The organism is Paenibacillus sp. MZ04-78.2, from assembly GCF_024213375.1.
Taxonomy (GTDB): Bacteria; Bacillota; Bacilli; order Paenibacillales; family NBRC-103111; genus Paenibacillus_G.
In genome coordinates, this window is sequence record NZ_JANAVJ010000022.1 from 20,377 (window position 1) to 35,619 (window position 15,243).

The window sequence follows — 15,243 nt, forward strand, 5'->3', positions numbered from 1 at the left end:
TCCGGGCTGTATAGCCCGGACCACTGGTCATTCAACCTCCTGTTGTTTCAGCGGTCGTAATGAATTTAGAGACGTATTCTGCCTGAAATTGAATTTGTATTCGCCTAAGAAATTGATGTGCTCCCATCCAAGGGGAGAAATGTGGTTTAGTAGTTGTTCCTGAAGCTTTCCTTGCTTTTTGCGGTGTTCTGTTGCTTGCTGAAGATAGACGGTATTCCAAACACTAATTGCATTGATGATAATGTTCAATGCACTTGCCCGTTGGAGCTGGTCTTGTAGCGCACGTTCTCGCAGCTCGCCATGTTTGCCGAAGAAGATCGCTCTGGCCAATGCATTCATGGCTTCCCCTTTGTTCAACCCCCGATGGATTTTTCGTCGCAGCGCCTCGCTTGAAAGGTAATCCAGGATGAAGATCGTTTTCTCGATCCGCCCCATTTCTCGCAACGCGGTAGCCAAACTGTTTTGTCTTGCATAGGAACCGATCTTCCCCATAATGAGTGATGCTGAAACGGTGCCTTCTCGGATGGAGTGAGCCAGTCGGAGAACATCATCGTAGATTTCCTGAATGATCTTTGTATGAATCTGTCCGCGCAGCAGCTTCTCCATTTTAGGAAAATCGGAGGGTTTCCCGATAGCGTAGAGCTTGGAATCAACCAAGTCGCGTAAGCGCGGCGCAAAGCGAAATCGAAGCAGATGTGTTAAACCAAAGACTTGATCGGTGTAACCGGCTGTATCCGTATAATGCTCCTCGATGACCAAATCCGTTTCATGGTGGAGCAAACCGTCGATGACGTGTACGGCATCCCGAGCGTTCGTATTGATGACTTTCGCGTAGAACGTGGAAAATTGGTCGCTCACGAACCGATAAATCGTAGCTCCTTTTCCGGTCCCGTAGTGGGGATTCGCATCTGCGTGAAGCGCCGAAACTCCGATCTGGACGCGCATTCCATCAGATGATGAAGTCGTTCCATTCCCCCAATAAGAGGGCAGCGCCAGTTTGTGATGAAAATTGACAAGAACAGCCTGCGCTTTATTCATTGCGTCTTCGTACAGCCGCCATTGCGCTGTATTGGCCATTTGCCGATATGAAATGCTCGGCGTGGCTTCAGCCATCTTTGTAAGCCCAATGTTCGTTCCCATTGCCATAAGGGTAGCCATTAGGATTTTCGTTTCTTCCTCGTTCGGAGCGCGGTTACTGGAAGCGTGAATAAACTGCTCATGAAAATTCGTCCAGTTGGCTACTTCCATGAGCAGATCCGTTAGCTTGATTCGTGGCAGCAGCTCATAGAGGGAAAGGCTGAAATTCCTGGATTCATCGGGAACATCTTTCTCCAATCGCTCGATGTGCAATTTCCCGTTCTCCAAATTAACGCCGTTCAGCTCGTCGATGTGGTCCGAAACCCAGTTTAATCTTTGAAGAAGTGATTCAGTCCGTTCTTCAAGATATTCCTTTGCGGACAAGCTGACGGCAAGCTTTGTAGCGTTAGGATCGATACTCAGATTTCGGTACAAGGTATTCCTCGAAATCCTTATGTTGACGGCTTCCGACAATGGATACGTCCCCAGAACGAACGTAATTCCGCAGCTCTGTCAGGACAGCCATTTCGTAGTAATGCCGGTTGATCGTTCCGTCATCATCGTAAACGTGCTTTTGCCAGCGGTTCGAAACGAAATTCAGCGGCGCGCCTTCTGGAACTTTTCGCTTTCCCATTTCATTCATATCCCGGATGATATCGACCGCCTTCATTAGCGGCTCTGCGGACTTGGTTGACCGAAACTCCAACGATTTTAGCAGCGTTGGCGTGTATTTCCGGAGCGCATAGAATTTCTTTTCCAATAAGTCCAAATAGTCGTAATCAACGGGCCGCGCCAGCCGAGATAACGAAGTACGCACAACTGCACGGCAAAACCGAGTCGATTATATTCTCTTCGCCACTGCTGGATGATTTCAAGGTCATGCTGGGTAAATGTGAAATAGGTGCCCAATTCCCATTCGCCGAGATCAGGCGGTATTTGTAAATATTGCAGCCGTTCCTCTAGAGTCAGCAGTTCCCTTACTCTCGCGTACATCGTACTTCATCCCCCTATTGCCAAGCTATTTTTTCGACTTCCGCTTGCAGATCCGCACGGGTTGCCTTGACGTAAATCATCGTTGTGTCCAGACTATCGTGTCCCATAATTTGCGCCAAGCGGTGCAACGGCGTGTTTTCTGCCATCACATAGCCGAACCGGTGTCGTAAATCGTGGGCGCTCAATCTTTCGAGCCAGGCCGCTTTCATGTATTTTTGTATTAAATGACGCAAAGCCCGTTCCGTTAATCGATCACCGGTTTTCTCCGAGGGAAAAAGATAAGGACTTTCCGTGGGGAGAACTGCCAAGTATTTTTCCAAAGCGGTCCTGCACGTCGCGTTAAGCGGTACTTCCCGTTGTTTATTTCGTTTTCCGGATCGTACCGTAAGCTGGCCGCTACGCTTACCGATTTGAATATCGCTGGGAGCCAGGTCACAAATCTCCATCGTTCGGAGGCCGGTATGAAGCATGACAATGAGGATCGTCTGATCCCGAAGAGAACCGCCATGCTCGGCCGCAGCGATTAATGCAGCCTCTTCCTTGTCTGTCATGTGCCGAGGGCTTACCTTTCCTTCTGGAACCAATTTGACCGGCTTTGAAGGATCACGGCGAATTGTAGATTCCGACACGGCCCAATCAAAAAAACGTTTCAGTGTTATAAGTCGCCGGTTAATGGTGGCCGGTTTCAATTCCATCACTTTTTGTGAAGCTTCTCGGTACCGCGTTAATGTTGGAGTAGCCACATCTGCAATTCGAAATATCACTTCTTCCTCCTGGTGTTCGGCTGTCTCAAACCAACTGATAAAATGTTTCATGTCGCTTGCGTATTCCCTTAGTGTCTTGGGATTCAAATCTTCGTGGGTAGTGAGAGCGTGAATGAAATCCTGTATAGTCTGCTCACCCTGTTCCGAAATCCCGGTTGTCTCTCTCATTAGCAAATCCTCCAAATCTTGACTTACATTAGCGGACATGGTATTCTTATCTTAACCGAAACATTAGCGGACATCAATTATGCGTTTGAAAATGTCTAACGACCGCTAATCTTCATTAGCGGTCGTTGAAATGATCGTGTTAATAAATTCATTTTTGGAGGAATTCTATGCAAACAGGTACAGTTAAATGGTTTAATGCTGAAAAAGGCTTCGGTTTTATCGAAATCGAAGACGGAAACGATGTATTCGTTCATTTCAGCGCGATTGTCGGGGATGGTTACAAATCATTGGATGAAGGTCAACGCGTCCAGTTCAATGTGGCCCAAGGTAATCGTGGACCGCAGGCTGAGAACGTTTCTAAAGTTTATTAAATCTTTCAAGTTGCCCTTAACGTCGGGCAGCTTTTTGTTTATTCGTGCTTGCATCCATGCACGAAGGCTGTCATTTTCGTAATTCAAATAATATAAGTGGAGGTATCGCAAATGAATAAAGAACAATTAGTGGAAGAAGTGGCTAAATCTAGTGGATTTTCAAAAAAGAATGCTGAAAAAGCAGTAACGCATGTACTGGATTCGATTTTTGAAGCTTTAAAGCAAGGCAAAGAAGTTCAATTAGTTGGCTTCGGAAAATTTGATGTCCGTAGTCGTGAAGCACGCATGGGAAGAAGCCGCAAAACCGGTGAAGAGGTGGAACTTCCGGCAGGTAAAGTTCCTGTATTCACGGCAGGAATCACTCTGAAAGAAGCTTTAAATTAAGCTTAACGCCACCAAATGCTAATATAAAATAAAGATGTGACCACATCAGAAAAGCGGTTTTTTATCAAAACAAGTACACATGATTCGAACGTTAGTGTCGTATTTTCTACCATTGATGACATTATTAATTTTTATTCCAACAAACAGAGTTTGCAGAGCAAAGTGGACGATCTGAACAATTTAAAGAATCACACAAGCAAGGAAAGGGGGGGGTGGAGAAATGATTCTTTACAATCGACCTGTAAAGACAATTAAGAAGAGTTCGTGGTTGATAATGATTTTCTGCGTTTTTTCTTCATTTATCTTCACCGTTTGGGGCGTATGCCTTTTGCTTGGCTGCCTCCTTTACATTGCCTTTTCGAATCGAAAGGTCAAAAACCTCTTGGTGAGTTCAGGAAATCCATTGCTGCGAGTGGTCTCCAAGAAGAGGGGATTACTATGAAATCACTTCAACCCGCTGGAAGAAGGGCATGACTCCTCATGGTAAATCGGATTTGAGGAAGAGTGTTTGGCAGTTGGTCAATAGCATCGTTCCTTTCATCCTGCTCTGGGTTCTCGCTTATGCAAGTATGACGGTCTCTATCTGGATCGCATTGGCGCTAGTAATTCCGGCTGCCGGATTTCTGGTCCGGATCTTCATTATTTTCCATGATTGCTGTCATCAGTCATTTTTCTCCGGAAAAAAAACGAATGCAATTATAGGGACGATAACGGGAATCCTCACCTTTTTCCCATTTGACCAATGGAAAAATGAGCATTCCATTCATCATGCGACGAGCGGGAATTTAACCCGTAGAGGCACGGGCGATATTTGGACGTTGACTACAAAGGAATATGCCGCGCTCTCCCCATGGAGGTGTCTGGGATACCGTTTATACCGCAACCCGTTTGTTATGTTCGGACTTGGCCCTATTTTTCTTTTTATGATTGAATACCGAATGAACCGGAAAGGCGCTAAACGTAAAGAGCGCATGAACACGTACTTCACGAACGCGACGCTGGCCGGTTTGATGGGATTGCTCTGCTGGACGCTGGGCTGGAAAGAGGTCCTTCTGATTCAAGGGTTGATTCTTTATCTGTCCGGCGTTGCGGGCAAATGGCTTTTCTACGTGCAGCATCAATTCGAGGGTGCGTATTACGAGCATGCGGACGAATGGGATTACGTGAGCGCCCGGTACACTTCAGTTCCTATTATAAGCTGCCGAGAATTTTGCAATGGATGACGGGGAATATCGGCTTCCACCATATTCATCATTTGGATCCTCAGGTGTCGAAATATAACTTGCAGCAAATACACGAAAGCAACGTAGTTTTTTGCGGTCTGCCATATTTCATTACCTGTTTCAGTAATGCTCGCCCGAAGGGAAACTCTGAACCTCAGTCTAGAAAGTAGACACCTCTGTAAGGGAAATTAATGGTGCCATAATGCGCGTAGCATTGAAAAGTCATGCCGACAATCTCTTGAAGCTCCTCAAATCTACCCTCCCCCATCTAGCTTTTCGTTAAAATGTTGGCGGAACCCCTCTAAGATATTAAAGCTTTGTTCCCGATGGTTCGCGTGGGCCATTGGGAATTTTTATAGGAGACGATTTCTGTTATGATAGGAATATATGTTCTAGGAAGAAGGGAGGAGAGCAGGATGAACCGTAGATACAACGTGATCAAGCCCCATCGTTCCGAATACCCCCAGCCGATCCGGTTGTCAGCCGGAGAGCGTGTGATTCTGCGAGAATTGTATGATGGCCCGGAAGGCTGGCCCAACTGGCGCTACTGTTATACGCTCGACCGGAAGCAGGAGGGCTGGGTGCCCGAGCAGATTATCGAGAAGCGCGATCAGGAAGGCATCATTCGGGAATCGTATTCCGCCAACGAATTGAATGTGGACCCCGGCGATATCGTGAATGGGCATCGGGAGCTGAACCAATGGGTATGGTGCCAGCGGGAAGGGGAAGAAGCAGAATGGGGCTGGGTTCCGCTGGATCATGTGGAGCCGGTAGAGTAATTTTTCAGGATTGCAACTTCAAATGATAATGATGCCGAGTAATTGAACAAGGGCGTGCGAAAAAAGGGGATTGAAATTGTTAAAGGAATTGTACTTAATCAGACACGGAGAAGCGGAACACTTATTGAAAGGTGTAGTCGGCGGATGGTCAGATACCCCTTTAACCGAAAATGGACGCGTTCAAGCGAAATTAACAGGAGAAAGATTGTGTTCGTTGCTGAGCGGTAAACCGATAAATTTTTATTCCAGCGACCTTACAAGAGCAAGCGATACAGCTGAAATCATAGGCCAAATCATTTCGAAAAGCCCTATTGTTGTTAAAGATCTCAGGGAATTAAGCAATGGACTGGCAGCGAACAAAACCAAGGAACAAGCAGAAGAATTAAAGCGACCCATCACCTACCCGATACTTGACTGGATACCTTATCCAGAGGCAGAGAGTTGGACAATGATGCACGATAGGGTGACGCGATTCATGGAGCGAATTAAGAACGAAGTGCATGAAACGACTGTGATTGTGACTCATTCAAATACAATTAATTCAATAATACACTGGTGGCTGGAGTTTGATAAAGAACTGATTTCAAAAGTATCATTTGATATAGCTCCATGCAGCATAACTTTACTTAACATTATCGAATGGTCAGAGAACAAAAACGTTTCAAAATTAAACGATACATGCCATCTTGATTATAACTGTTAATTCAAGTGGAAAAGCATAACATGTTAGGCAATAGAGTAACTTAACGGGTACGATAGCTCAATAAACGACAAGCAAAGGCTGCCGGCAGATCCATCTGGCAGCCTTTGTGCTCGACAAGAACATAGGCCGATTAAACACCGCGTAATATTGTTTGAGGCCAAGAATGTGTGCCGATCGCCAATAGCGGTCGCGTCTTTTCGAAGCCCGACCGCCCGGCGCTGCGCCGACCTCGGAGGCTGAGTTAGTCGGTGTGTGCGACGGCGCGAATTTCAATCAGTTGATGAGGGAACGCCATACCCGACACGCCGATAAGAGTGACGGCCGGCCGATGGTCGCCCACATACTCCTTGTACAGAACGATGAACTGCTCGAAATGCTCTTGCGGGTTTGTTAGAAAGACCTCCATCTCAGCAATGTTCGACCTCGTGACACCAAATCCCGCCAGCACGCGATCGAGGTTCTCCAGCGACTGCCGGGTCTGCGCCTCGATATCGCCCTCGCCAACGAACGCACCCTGCATATCGTGGGAAAATTGTCCATACCCGAAAGGATAGTGTAAATATGAGTATGGCTGAATATAAAGGTAAAGTTAGAAATATTCAAGATACACCTTTTGGTTATACAATGTCAGTGATTGGCGGTAAATGGAAAATGGTTATTATTTACCTTTTAGCAGAAAACCAACCGATTCGCTTTAACGATCTGAAAAGACAAATAGGAGCTATTACATTTAAAATGTTGAGTTCACAACTAAAAGAATTGGAAGCGGATGGTCTCGTGAAACGGAAAGAGTATCCTCAAGTTCCCCCTAAAGTCGAGTACAGTCTCACAGATAAAGCGGAAACCCTATTACCCGTTCTGGAAAAGTTATGTGAGTGGGGAGTAAAAAACCAAAATAATTAAATTAGATCTAGTCATGAAGTTCCGCGCAGTGCGCGGTTTTTTATCTTGTTTAAAAGGTGAAATTAACGGCCGTTTCTTGGTAATAATAGTTAGGAGAGAGTGTTGTGAGCGAGAACAACCCGTTGCGGGATGTGTTTGACGCAATTGCAGATCCAACCAGGCGCCGACTCATTCGTCTGTTAGCAGAGAAAGAGGAGATACCGCTTCATGAGTTAACGGCACAGTTTCCAATGGGCCGGACAGCGGTATCCAAGCATTTGACAATTCTTAAAGAGGCCGGACTGGTACTTGACCGAAAGGTCGGCAGAGAAACGCGATTTAGGCTAAACGCCTCTCCACTCAGAGAAATTCAAGATTGGGTGGCTTTCTACAGCAAGTTCTGGAGTACGAATATGTTGCGCTTGAACCAACTACTAGAGGAGGAAGAAGAATGAGTTTATCATTAACCTTGGATTTTCAGTACACAACATCGATCGAGAAGCTTTGGTCCGCCTTAACCGATTCAAGTAAGCTTGCCAAGTGGGTGGTCAACATCCACACCGGTCAGGCGATGGAAAATGATTTTAAGCCCATAGTAGGACATCGTTTTCAGTTTCGCACTCAGCCGTCCGAATGGTGGGATGGAATTATTGACGGCGAAGTGCTTATCGTGGACGCACCAAACCGGTTGTCCTATACCTGGGCAAGCGGAGGGGAAAAGCATACGGTCACCTGGACGCTGCAAGATTTAGGGGACGGAAAGGTTAACCTTCATCTCGAACAAACCGGATTCTCCAATGCTCAAGGAGTCGAAGGCGCAAGGTATGGCTGGGGTAAATGGTGTGGCGAGCTTGAAAAGGTGTTGGCATAGTCGTTTAATCCACATAAAAAGGCTCCTTGGCATGAGGTTAGCGGGAAGTATATCGATAGGAACGGAAGCTGCCGGAATTATTTCGCGGCAGCTTCATGGTGAAAGGGTATTCATCCCTCGTTCTCATTAGTCCAACAAACGCTTTTATTTCTTTTTGATAGGCATCCATATTTCGCTTTTAAAATTTGGCGATGTGATATCTTTGTGCTCATTCCAAAGAATTTCAGGCCCTTTACTTAGCTCGTATCCCGATGACGGAAACCATTCCGAATATATTCGCCCCCAAATCTCTTGTAGCGCACTCGGAAAAGAGCCGACAACTGTGAATACAGCCCACGTAGAGGCCGCCACTTCCAGCTGATCTAAGCCATTCCATGCGTCTTTCGTAGTGGCAACGCCAATATAATGATCGAGCTCTCCTTTTTCCTCCATACGCCCTTCAGAGAAATTTGTAGAGGCGCTTATAAACCCTGAAGGCTCAACATCAGAAAATCTCTTCATCTCATCAATCATTTCCGGCGTCAACCCTTCATACATCGACGCAATCTCCGGATTGACCCCTTGGAAAATGATTGGTACCCGTTTTTTTATCCCCACGATGCGAAAAGATTCTTTGTTTTCAATACGGTAATTCATTTCATTTCCTCCTTTGATAGTCAGCTGAAACACCATCCGAGGGAAAGCCTTAAGGGAATGTCCATGGACCCGAGCTTCCGAAGGGCTAACCCCATGCATGCTATGGAAAGCCCTGGAAAAGGAATCAGGCGAATTATAACCATATTTCAGAGCGGCATCAATAATTTTGATATCACTTTGTGAAAGCTCGAGTGCTGCCAAAGTTAGACGTCGACGACGGATGTATTCCGACAGAGTAATGCCTGCTAGGAATGAGAACATGCGAGTAAAATGGTATTCCGAACAGCAGGCTATTTTCACAACCTCCTGATAATCAACAGGATTTGTCAGGTTCTCCTCAATATAGTTTAAAGCGTTGTTCAGTTGTGCCAGCATATTCATGACGTTGCCTCCCCTCGTTAATCAAAGGATAGCAGAGAAGGTTTTTTCCTTCCCGACTTTTTCTGCACGATTTTGTAGGGTTTTTCGTGTTAGTTCAACAAAAAGGACGCTCCCAAGCCTTCGCTTGGGAGCGTCCTCCTCATTATAATCCATTTCCAATTATAAATTAAAGAACGTACGCAGGTAGCATGTAATGCTAAAAAAGGAGCCCTTGCTTAATGTAAGCACTAAGAAAATAATTTATTTTCTTTGAACATCATTTGCCTTCCTCGTCAGCCGAAGGACCGTAAAGGCCCGGCACCGGAATATCAAGCAGCCGCAAATAAACCCCAAGCTGCGCCCGGTGGTGGACCATGTGGCTTAATCCGAAGGTGCGAAGCGCGATCGCCCGCGGTTGGCGCAGGATGATATGGTCGCCGTTTCGCAAGGTCCATTCCTCGCCCAGCGTTTTCTCGTCGCATTCGGCTAACAGCTTTTCAAGCTTGACGACGTTCGCGTCGAATTCCTCCAGCACGTCTTCGCGTCTTTCCGCCGATGCGGCACGGTCGAAAGATCGAATTCCGGGTAAAGAAAAATCGCGACTTGCCAGTTCAGCAGGTTGATCAGGTGCGTGGCCAGCCCGCCCAACGTCATCGATTTCACATGCGGCTTCCACGTCATATGCTCCTCGGGCAAGCGCTCCAGGATGCGGCGCGTAGTGGCCAACTCATGCATCGCGTCTCCGACGATCAGTTGTTTCACCATAGATGTCCTCTCCTCCCTTATACGGCTAGCATACTATAAACCCGATCGAGTGAAAAGGCTTTCTCGGTCGTTTGACATCGGATGGCGGTACGACATGAATGGCAAACGTACGTTCGTCATCCGCATCCGTAGGCTTAACCGAAAAATGGTTCTTGTTACTGAGATGAACCGCTGCCGCCGTCTACCAATTCGACAAGCCTCAGGATGCCTTCTCTCAATAGCTGCTCATTCAGATACGAATAGCTGAGGCGTATCCATGATTTGTACTCCTTGAGCGGATCGCAAATTGCTCCAGGCACAAAGGTGATGGATTGCTTGATGCATGTACTGAGCAAACGTTCAATCTCCACCGTTTCCGGCAGCTTCACCCACAAGTTGAATCCGCCTGCGGGGGAGTTCCATTGCCAGTCGGTAGCGGACAATTCCTGTTCTACGATATCCTTGCGGACCGCGAGCGCAATGCGAAGCTTCTCCATATGCTGCTGCAGCCGCTCGGAGAAAAAATAATGCAGAAAAATTTTCTGATTCACCAAAGGCGTCCCGCTGTCCGACAACAATTTGGCTTTGATCAGGTAGTTCATGATGGAAGGGCGGCACGCAACGATGGCGATGCCGAGGCCGGGAGCGATATATTTGCTGAAGCTGCGAAGATAAATGACCCAGCCTGCTGTATCGTAAGCAAAAAGAGGCAGCGGCGGCTCTTCGCCAAAATAAATGTCACGGTAAGGATCGTCCTCTAGCAGCAGACATTGATACCGCTCGGCAAGCTCAACGAGCCTTTTCCTTTGTTCGGCGGGAACAACATAGCCTGTTGGACTTTGAAAGGTGGGATTGAGATAAAACAGCCGCGGCTTGTAGGCTTGCATCAGCTTCTCTACCTGCTCCAGATCGTAGCCGTCCGGGTGAATCTCGACCGGAACGATAGCTGCGCCTTGTCTTCTGAAAATGTCAATCGCCGTGCTGTAGGTAGGACACTCCAACATAACGGCGTCTCTCGGCTTGACCAGCGCTCTCGCGACCAAATCCATGGCCTCCTGCGATCCGCAAGTGATCAACAATTCGTCTGCAGATAAGTGAAACCGGTGGTAATCGGTAAAGTAGCGGCTCAACGCATCCCGCAGCTCCTGGTCCCCTTGCGCGGTAAAGTAGGTGCCGAGCATTTTGGGATACAAATCGAACACTTGCTTCACATATTCCGAAAAATAAAGATTAGGGAGTAGGTTCGGGTCGAGCAGCGATCTGGACAGAACATACTCGGCTGGCACCTGATGGATTTCAGAAAGATGGCTTTCATGCACGTAAGCGGAAATGATCGGATTATGCAGCGAGTCCGCAGAAAGACTGCCGTCCGGTCTTACATAATAGCCGGATTTGTCCTTCGCTTCCACGATCCGATTTTCCTTCAGCAGCTGATAGGCTTTAAAGACCGTCAGATGATGCACATTGAATTCCATCGCCAGCGAGCGGAGGGAGGGAAGCTTATCATGCGGCTTCCATTCGCAGCGACGGATTCGATCCACAATATAGTCATAGACTTGTTCAAACAGTTTGCCTGCATATCCGCTTGAAAGAACTGTTTTTTTCATATATTTTTGCCCCCAGGCCCATTATCCCGCAAATACGCACTTGCGCGTGTGCCTCTATTATACAGGAAACTCCCGCTTTCTGTTCTGGTCCATTCGATCTGTTCTATTCACCTTCGTTTATGATGGGAAAAAAGGAGGTTCTGATCAAGTCCGCCGGAAAATCCGCGTAGCTCATGAAAGAAGGTTCTAGATATGAACAGAAACACTTTACTAACAGGTATCTCCTACTGTTTGATTCCTGCGCTGGCGTGGGGAGGCATGTTTCCCGTCATGCAGGTTGCCTTGAAGGTTCTCGATCCGTTCTATTTCACAACGATTCGCTACATATGGGCTGGCCTCATTCTTCTGGGAATGCTGATTGTTTTCGAGGGGAAGAATGTCCTCCGATTGGAAGGGAAATCGTGGAAGTTACTATTTTTTGGCGCTGTAGGGTTTTCGGGATTCGGCTTTCTTACCTTTGTCGGACAACAGCTCAGCGGACCGTCAGGCGCAATCATTGCCTCCGTTATTATGGCGTTAATGCCACTAATGACGACATGCGTAAATTGGGCTGTGCATAAACGTAAACCCAAGCCGTCTACTTTTATTTCAATTTTCATTGCGCTTTCAGGCGCACTGTTGGTCATAACGAATGGAGATCCCTCCCTAATCGTTCAAACCAAAGATCACATTGGCGCCAGTCTGCTGATTATGCTCGGTGCTCTATGCTGGGTCGTTTATACGATGGGCGGCAGTCAATTTGCAGGCTGGTCGCCGCTTCGCTACACTGCTTTGACAACATGCTTCGGGTCCTTGATGAATATTTTAATCGTGCTGTCGGCAACGGTTTTCGGAGCCTTGACGATGCCAAGCGCGGAGAGGATCGGAAGCGCAGGGTCGGAATGAATATGTAAAATGACCATTCTTGAACATTATCGGAAAGTGCTGAACGGAGAATTGGATCAGTCCCCCGTTGAGCGCTTTATGGGATTGAAGCTGATTAGCGTAGAAGAGGGCGAGGCCACGTATGAAATGCAGGCTTCGGAGCAACACGCGAATCCGCAAGGCACATGCAACGGCGGCATCATCGGCATTCTTGCCGACATGGCCATGGGCATTGCCTACGGCTCTACCTTGCAACAAGACGAAACCTTCACCACGATTGAGATGAAAGTAAACTTTTTCAGACCTGTATGGAACGCCAAAATAAGGGCCCATGCTACGATGTACAAGCGTGGACAGACCATCGGGTTCGTCCAGTGCAATATTACAGACGAGAACGATAAACTCATCGCTCATGCCTCAAGCACTTGTATGACATTAAGGGGCGATAAAGCGCAAGGCAGGTAGGCCCGCAGGAGAGGTCGCGGCCGAGCTCGGGTCGCGACCGCAGGCTTATTTTACTATAAACAATTTTTCCTTTCGTAATGCGCTCATGAATTCTGGTCCTACATTTAGGTTCTCCTGTACTAGTTGATGGGGTGTAAGCGCCATCCACTGATTTAGCGAAACATCTTCAAAGCGGTCACTCTTAAACATCTCCAATACCCACACGGTTTGATTACCGGTATTCTGAATATAGTGACCAAATGCAAACGGTACATATCCAACATCCCCAGCACGATAATCGAAAGTACGAGCCGTACCATTGGGTGCTAAAACCGTCATACGTGCCGTACCTGAGATATAATATTGCCATTCGTCGTTGTTTGGATGCCAATGCATTTCTCTCATTGCACCCGGTTTGATTTCCAATAACGATGCGGCAATTTGAGCGGAAATAGGAAAGTTGGTTGAATCCGCTATACGCACGGTACTCCCGCCCGGAGTTACAATCGGCTCTTGTGCAAGTAGTCGATGTGTAAAGGTTTTTGGGACCGTACCTTGTGGGTCTGCTACCTGTTGACTTTCGAGTGGACCGGGAACGTTTGCTTGAAAAATGTATCGCTGATGGTTCGGGATATGGGCGAAAACGTTTGTTGGAACACCAAAATTCGCCGATAGTACATCCTGTGGCGTATGTGCGAACCAATCGGAGATGGATAAAGTATTGAGGTCAGAGAATTTACCGTCAGGAAAGACGAGCAAAAACTCACAACCTTCTTCTAACCCTTGAATAGAATGCGGAATTCCGGGAGGGAAGTACCATAGGTCGCCTACAGCAATATCAGCAATGAAGTTCCTTCCGTTCTGGTCAACTGCTGTAATGCGTGCTCGCCCCACAAGCATGATTGCCCATTCCGCTTGCTGATGCCAATGTAACTCACGTATACCGCCCGGAGTCAGAGCCATATTCACCCCCGCAATCGTGGTTGCTATCGGCAACTCTCTAACCGTCACTTCCCGCGACCAGCCGCCTTGATTTAACTGCATATGAGAGTCAGAGAAAGAGAACTTCAGATTGGGCAACGACCCAGCATCGGTGACGGGCGGAACTAACATGTCAGGGTTCTCAAGGTCTCGCATAACGTCCCGTGGACCAAAATCCCACCAACCAGCACCATCATTCCTTATCGGCTGCGGTATATATCCATTCCGTTTTTCGATTTCCATAATCATTTACACCCCTCGTTCTATACCCTACATACAAGCGCCTAGTATAAGTTATGAATAGAATGTCCACTTAGAACGGGCAGTTTAGTGCAGTATGGAGCCTTAGTAAATCGTATTGGCAATGTGCAGGAAAAAGCTAAATAAAGGAAGAATATTTATATTGGGAAATATATGATTCGAGAGGATGTTAAAATGACAAAAATGATAATTGAAGAAACTTTACATTCCGCTTGTTACGACCAAAATAAAGATTTGGTTCAAAAACTTTTGATTAAAGTTAAGCCAAGTATGCTCAATAAAAAACTTACTGACTATTCAAATCCAATTCAAGGGACTCCGCTACAAATTTGTTGCAAAAACGGGAATCTGGATATTGTGAAACTTTTAGTTGAAGCAGGAGCAGACAAGGAAATTAAAGATGTTGGAAGAAAATCGCCTTTATCAATTGCTATTACTATCAACCACTATGATATAACCAAATACTTAATTGAAGTTGGAGCAGACATCCATTCTAAAGGTCCTAACAATCTTCAACCAATTCATTTTGCATGTGCTCACGGAAGTAGGAAGATCATTGAATTGCTACTATCCCGGGGCGTCGATATAAATCTAGTCGATAGTCTAAAAAGCTCTCTGCTTGATTTTACGACGAATCTTAATGGAGGGAATTTAGAAGCGACTAAAACACTAGTAGAAAACGGAATCGATACAAAGTATTTTTCAACAGCGTTTAAGTGGGCTTGTTGGAGAAACAATCTCAAAATTGCTGAATATTTATTAGCGAATGGGGCGGATTATAAAAAAGAGACAACCCCTAAATCAGAGTTGTTGTTTTGGATTTGCGGTTTAGGATATAAGGAGATCGTTCAACTATTATTAGAACTAGGCGTTGACTTTAAAACAAAGGTGAAATTTAAAGGTAAAATGCTATCTTATAATGGAAGTCCTCTGGACAGAGCTATTGACACAAATCAAATCGAAATCGTAAATCTGATTCATTCTAACCCTGAGGGAGATTGTAAACCGCCTGCTCTATAGTAGTAATAAAACTTATTGTCGTCGGAGAGAGAAAAAGTCCCTTAAGAGGGACTTTTTTAATTTGTGTTTTGTTGACGAAGAATCATCCGGAAGTGAAGTATCCTACTAAAG

General features: G+C 46.4%; 18 protein-coding genes and 2 pseudogenes. 12 read left to right on the forward strand and 8 right to left on the reverse strand.

What is annotated here, in order from left to right:
- Nucleotides 1-27: 27 nt before the first annotated feature.
- From NLX71_RS16230 to NLX71_RS16240, 3 genes and pseudogenes are all read right to left on the reverse strand, one after another.
- Nucleotides 28-1,876, reverse strand: a pseudogene (locus NLX71_RS16230) (Tn3 family transposase); the annotation flags it as partial.
- A complete protein-coding gene (locus tag NLX71_RS16235) occupies nucleotides 1,789-2,070 on the reverse strand; it encodes a DUF4158 domain-containing protein (RefSeq protein ID WP_254364861.1) in 282 nt (93 codons plus the stop codon). The pseudogene NLX71_RS16230 and the gene NLX71_RS16235, both read right to left, overlap by 88 nt.
- Nucleotides 2,071-2,084: 14 nt before the next feature.
- Nucleotides 2,085-3,002 carry a tyrosine-type recombinase/integrase gene (locus tag NLX71_RS16240; RefSeq protein ID WP_254364862.1) on the reverse strand — a complete coding sequence of 306 codons (918 nt, stop codon included), beginning with the start codon at nucleotides 3,000-3,002 and terminating at the stop codon, nucleotides 2,085-2,087.
- A 167-nt stretch (nucleotides 3,003-3,169) separates the two neighbouring features.
- Here NLX71_RS16240 and NLX71_RS16245 point away from each other — a divergent pair, with 167 nt between their 5' ends.
- The 6 genes from NLX71_RS16245 to NLX71_RS16270 all read left to right on the forward strand — a co-directional run bounded on the left by NLX71_RS16245 (nucleotide 3,170) and on the right by NLX71_RS16270 (nucleotide 6,462).
- A complete protein-coding gene (locus tag NLX71_RS16245; RefSeq protein WP_254364863.1) occupies nucleotides 3,170-3,373 on the forward strand; it encodes a cold-shock protein in 204 nt (67 codons plus the stop codon).
- Between the two features lie 111 nt (nucleotides 3,374-3,484).
- Nucleotides 3,485-3,757 carry an HU family DNA-binding protein gene (locus NLX71_RS16250; protein ID WP_254364864.1) on the forward strand — a complete coding sequence of 91 codons (273 nt, stop codon included), beginning with the start codon at nucleotides 3,485-3,487 and terminating at the stop codon, nucleotides 3,755-3,757.
- A gap of 470 nt (nucleotides 3,758-4,227) precedes the next feature.
- Nucleotides 4,228-4,980, forward strand: coding sequence for a fatty acid desaturase (locus NLX71_RS16255; RefSeq protein ID WP_254364865.1), 753 nt, complete (start codon nucleotides 4,228-4,230; stop codon nucleotides 4,978-4,980).
- On the forward strand, nucleotides 4,977-5,150 hold the full coding sequence (locus NLX71_RS16260) for a hypothetical protein (RefSeq protein ID WP_254364866.1): 174 nt from the start codon (nucleotides 4,977-4,979) through the stop codon (nucleotides 5,148-5,150). The genes NLX71_RS16255 and NLX71_RS16260 overlap by 4 nt, the downstream gene beginning before the upstream one ends.
- A 246-nt stretch (nucleotides 5,151-5,396) precedes the next feature.
- Nucleotides 5,397-5,759: an SH3 domain-containing protein gene (locus tag NLX71_RS16265; protein ID WP_254364867.1), complete on the forward strand. Its 363-nt coding sequence runs from the start codon at nucleotides 5,397-5,399 to the stop codon at nucleotides 5,757-5,759.
- 76 nt (nucleotides 5,760-5,835) lie between these two features.
- Nucleotides 5,836-6,462, forward strand: coding sequence for a histidine phosphatase family protein (locus NLX71_RS16270; RefSeq protein ID WP_254364868.1), 627 nt, complete (start codon nucleotides 5,836-5,838; stop codon nucleotides 6,460-6,462).
- A gap of 241 nt (nucleotides 6,463-6,703) precedes the next feature.
- On the opposite strand, the gene NLX71_RS16275 is transcribed toward NLX71_RS16270, so the two are convergent.
- Nucleotides 6,704-7,039 carry a RidA family protein gene (locus NLX71_RS16275; RefSeq protein ID WP_375377934.1) on the reverse strand — a complete coding sequence of 112 codons (336 nt, stop codon included), beginning with the start codon at nucleotides 7,037-7,039 and terminating at the stop codon, nucleotides 6,704-6,706.
- On the opposite strand from NLX71_RS16275, the gene NLX71_RS16280 reads away from it, so the two are divergent.
- The 3 genes from NLX71_RS16280 to NLX71_RS16290 all read left to right on the forward strand — a co-directional run bounded on the left by NLX71_RS16280 (nucleotide 7,024) and on the right by NLX71_RS16290 (nucleotide 8,215).
- Nucleotides 7,024-7,365, forward strand: a complete 342-nt coding sequence (locus NLX71_RS16280) for a winged helix-turn-helix transcriptional regulator (protein ID WP_254364869.1) — start codon at nucleotides 7,024-7,026, stop codon at nucleotides 7,363-7,365. The two genes, NLX71_RS16275 and NLX71_RS16280, sit on opposite strands and share 16 nt — an antisense overlap.
- A gap of 104 nt (nucleotides 7,366-7,469) precedes the next feature.
- Nucleotides 7,470-7,799, forward strand: a complete 330-nt coding sequence (locus NLX71_RS16285; protein ID WP_254364870.1) for an ArsR/SmtB family transcription factor — start codon at nucleotides 7,470-7,472, stop codon at nucleotides 7,797-7,799.
- Entirely contained in the window at nucleotides 7,796-8,215 is a 420-nt protein-coding gene (locus tag NLX71_RS16290) for an SRPBCC family protein (RefSeq protein WP_254364871.1), read from the forward strand. Before NLX71_RS16285 ends, NLX71_RS16290 begins: the two co-directional genes overlap by 4 nt.
- Nucleotides 8,216-8,359: 144 nt before the next feature.
- On the opposite strand, the gene NLX71_RS16295 is transcribed toward NLX71_RS16290, so the two are convergent.
- From NLX71_RS16295 to NLX71_RS16305, 3 genes and pseudogenes are all read right to left on the reverse strand, one after another.
- Nucleotides 8,360-9,232 carry an AraC family transcriptional regulator gene (locus NLX71_RS16295; protein ID WP_254364872.1) on the reverse strand — a complete coding sequence of 291 codons (873 nt, stop codon included), beginning with the start codon at nucleotides 9,230-9,232 and terminating at the stop codon, nucleotides 8,360-8,362.
- Nucleotides 9,233-9,488: 256 nt separating this feature from the next.
- A pseudogene (locus NLX71_RS16300) lies at nucleotides 9,489-9,976 on the reverse strand (DinB family protein).
- 155 nt (nucleotides 9,977-10,131) lie between these two features.
- On the reverse strand, nucleotides 10,132-11,562 hold the full coding sequence (locus tag NLX71_RS16305; protein ID WP_254364873.1) for an aminotransferase-like domain-containing protein: 1,431 nt from the start codon (nucleotides 11,560-11,562) through the stop codon (nucleotides 10,132-10,134).
- A 192-nt stretch (nucleotides 11,563-11,754) separates the two neighbouring features.
- Here NLX71_RS16305 and NLX71_RS16310 point away from each other — a divergent pair, with 192 nt between their 5' ends.
- Both NLX71_RS16310 and NLX71_RS16315 read left to right on the forward strand, forming a co-directional pair.
- The gene (locus tag NLX71_RS16310) at nucleotides 11,755-12,447 is read left to right on the forward strand and encodes a DMT family transporter (RefSeq protein WP_254364874.1); all 693 of its coding nucleotides are present in this window, start codon (nucleotides 11,755-11,757) and stop codon (nucleotides 12,445-12,447) included.
- A 9-nt stretch (nucleotides 12,448-12,456) separates the two neighbouring features.
- Nucleotides 12,457-12,891 carry a PaaI family thioesterase gene (locus NLX71_RS16315; protein WP_254364875.1) on the forward strand — a complete coding sequence of 145 codons (435 nt, stop codon included), beginning with the start codon at nucleotides 12,457-12,459 and terminating at the stop codon, nucleotides 12,889-12,891.
- A 45-nt stretch (nucleotides 12,892-12,936) separates the two neighbouring features.
- Here NLX71_RS16315 and NLX71_RS16320 read toward each other — a convergent pair whose 3' ends face one another.
- Nucleotides 12,937-14,100 carry an oxalate decarboxylase family bicupin gene (locus tag NLX71_RS16320; protein WP_254364876.1) on the reverse strand — a complete coding sequence of 388 codons (1,164 nt, stop codon included), beginning with the start codon at nucleotides 14,098-14,100 and terminating at the stop codon, nucleotides 12,937-12,939.
- Between the two features lie 186 nt (nucleotides 14,101-14,286).
- Here NLX71_RS16320 and NLX71_RS16325 point away from each other — a divergent pair, with 186 nt between their 5' ends.
- Nucleotides 14,287-15,132 carry an ankyrin repeat domain-containing protein gene (locus NLX71_RS16325; protein WP_254364877.1) on the forward strand — a complete coding sequence of 282 codons (846 nt, stop codon included), beginning with the start codon at nucleotides 14,287-14,289 and terminating at the stop codon, nucleotides 15,130-15,132.
- Nucleotides 15,133-15,243 lie beyond the last annotated feature (111 nt).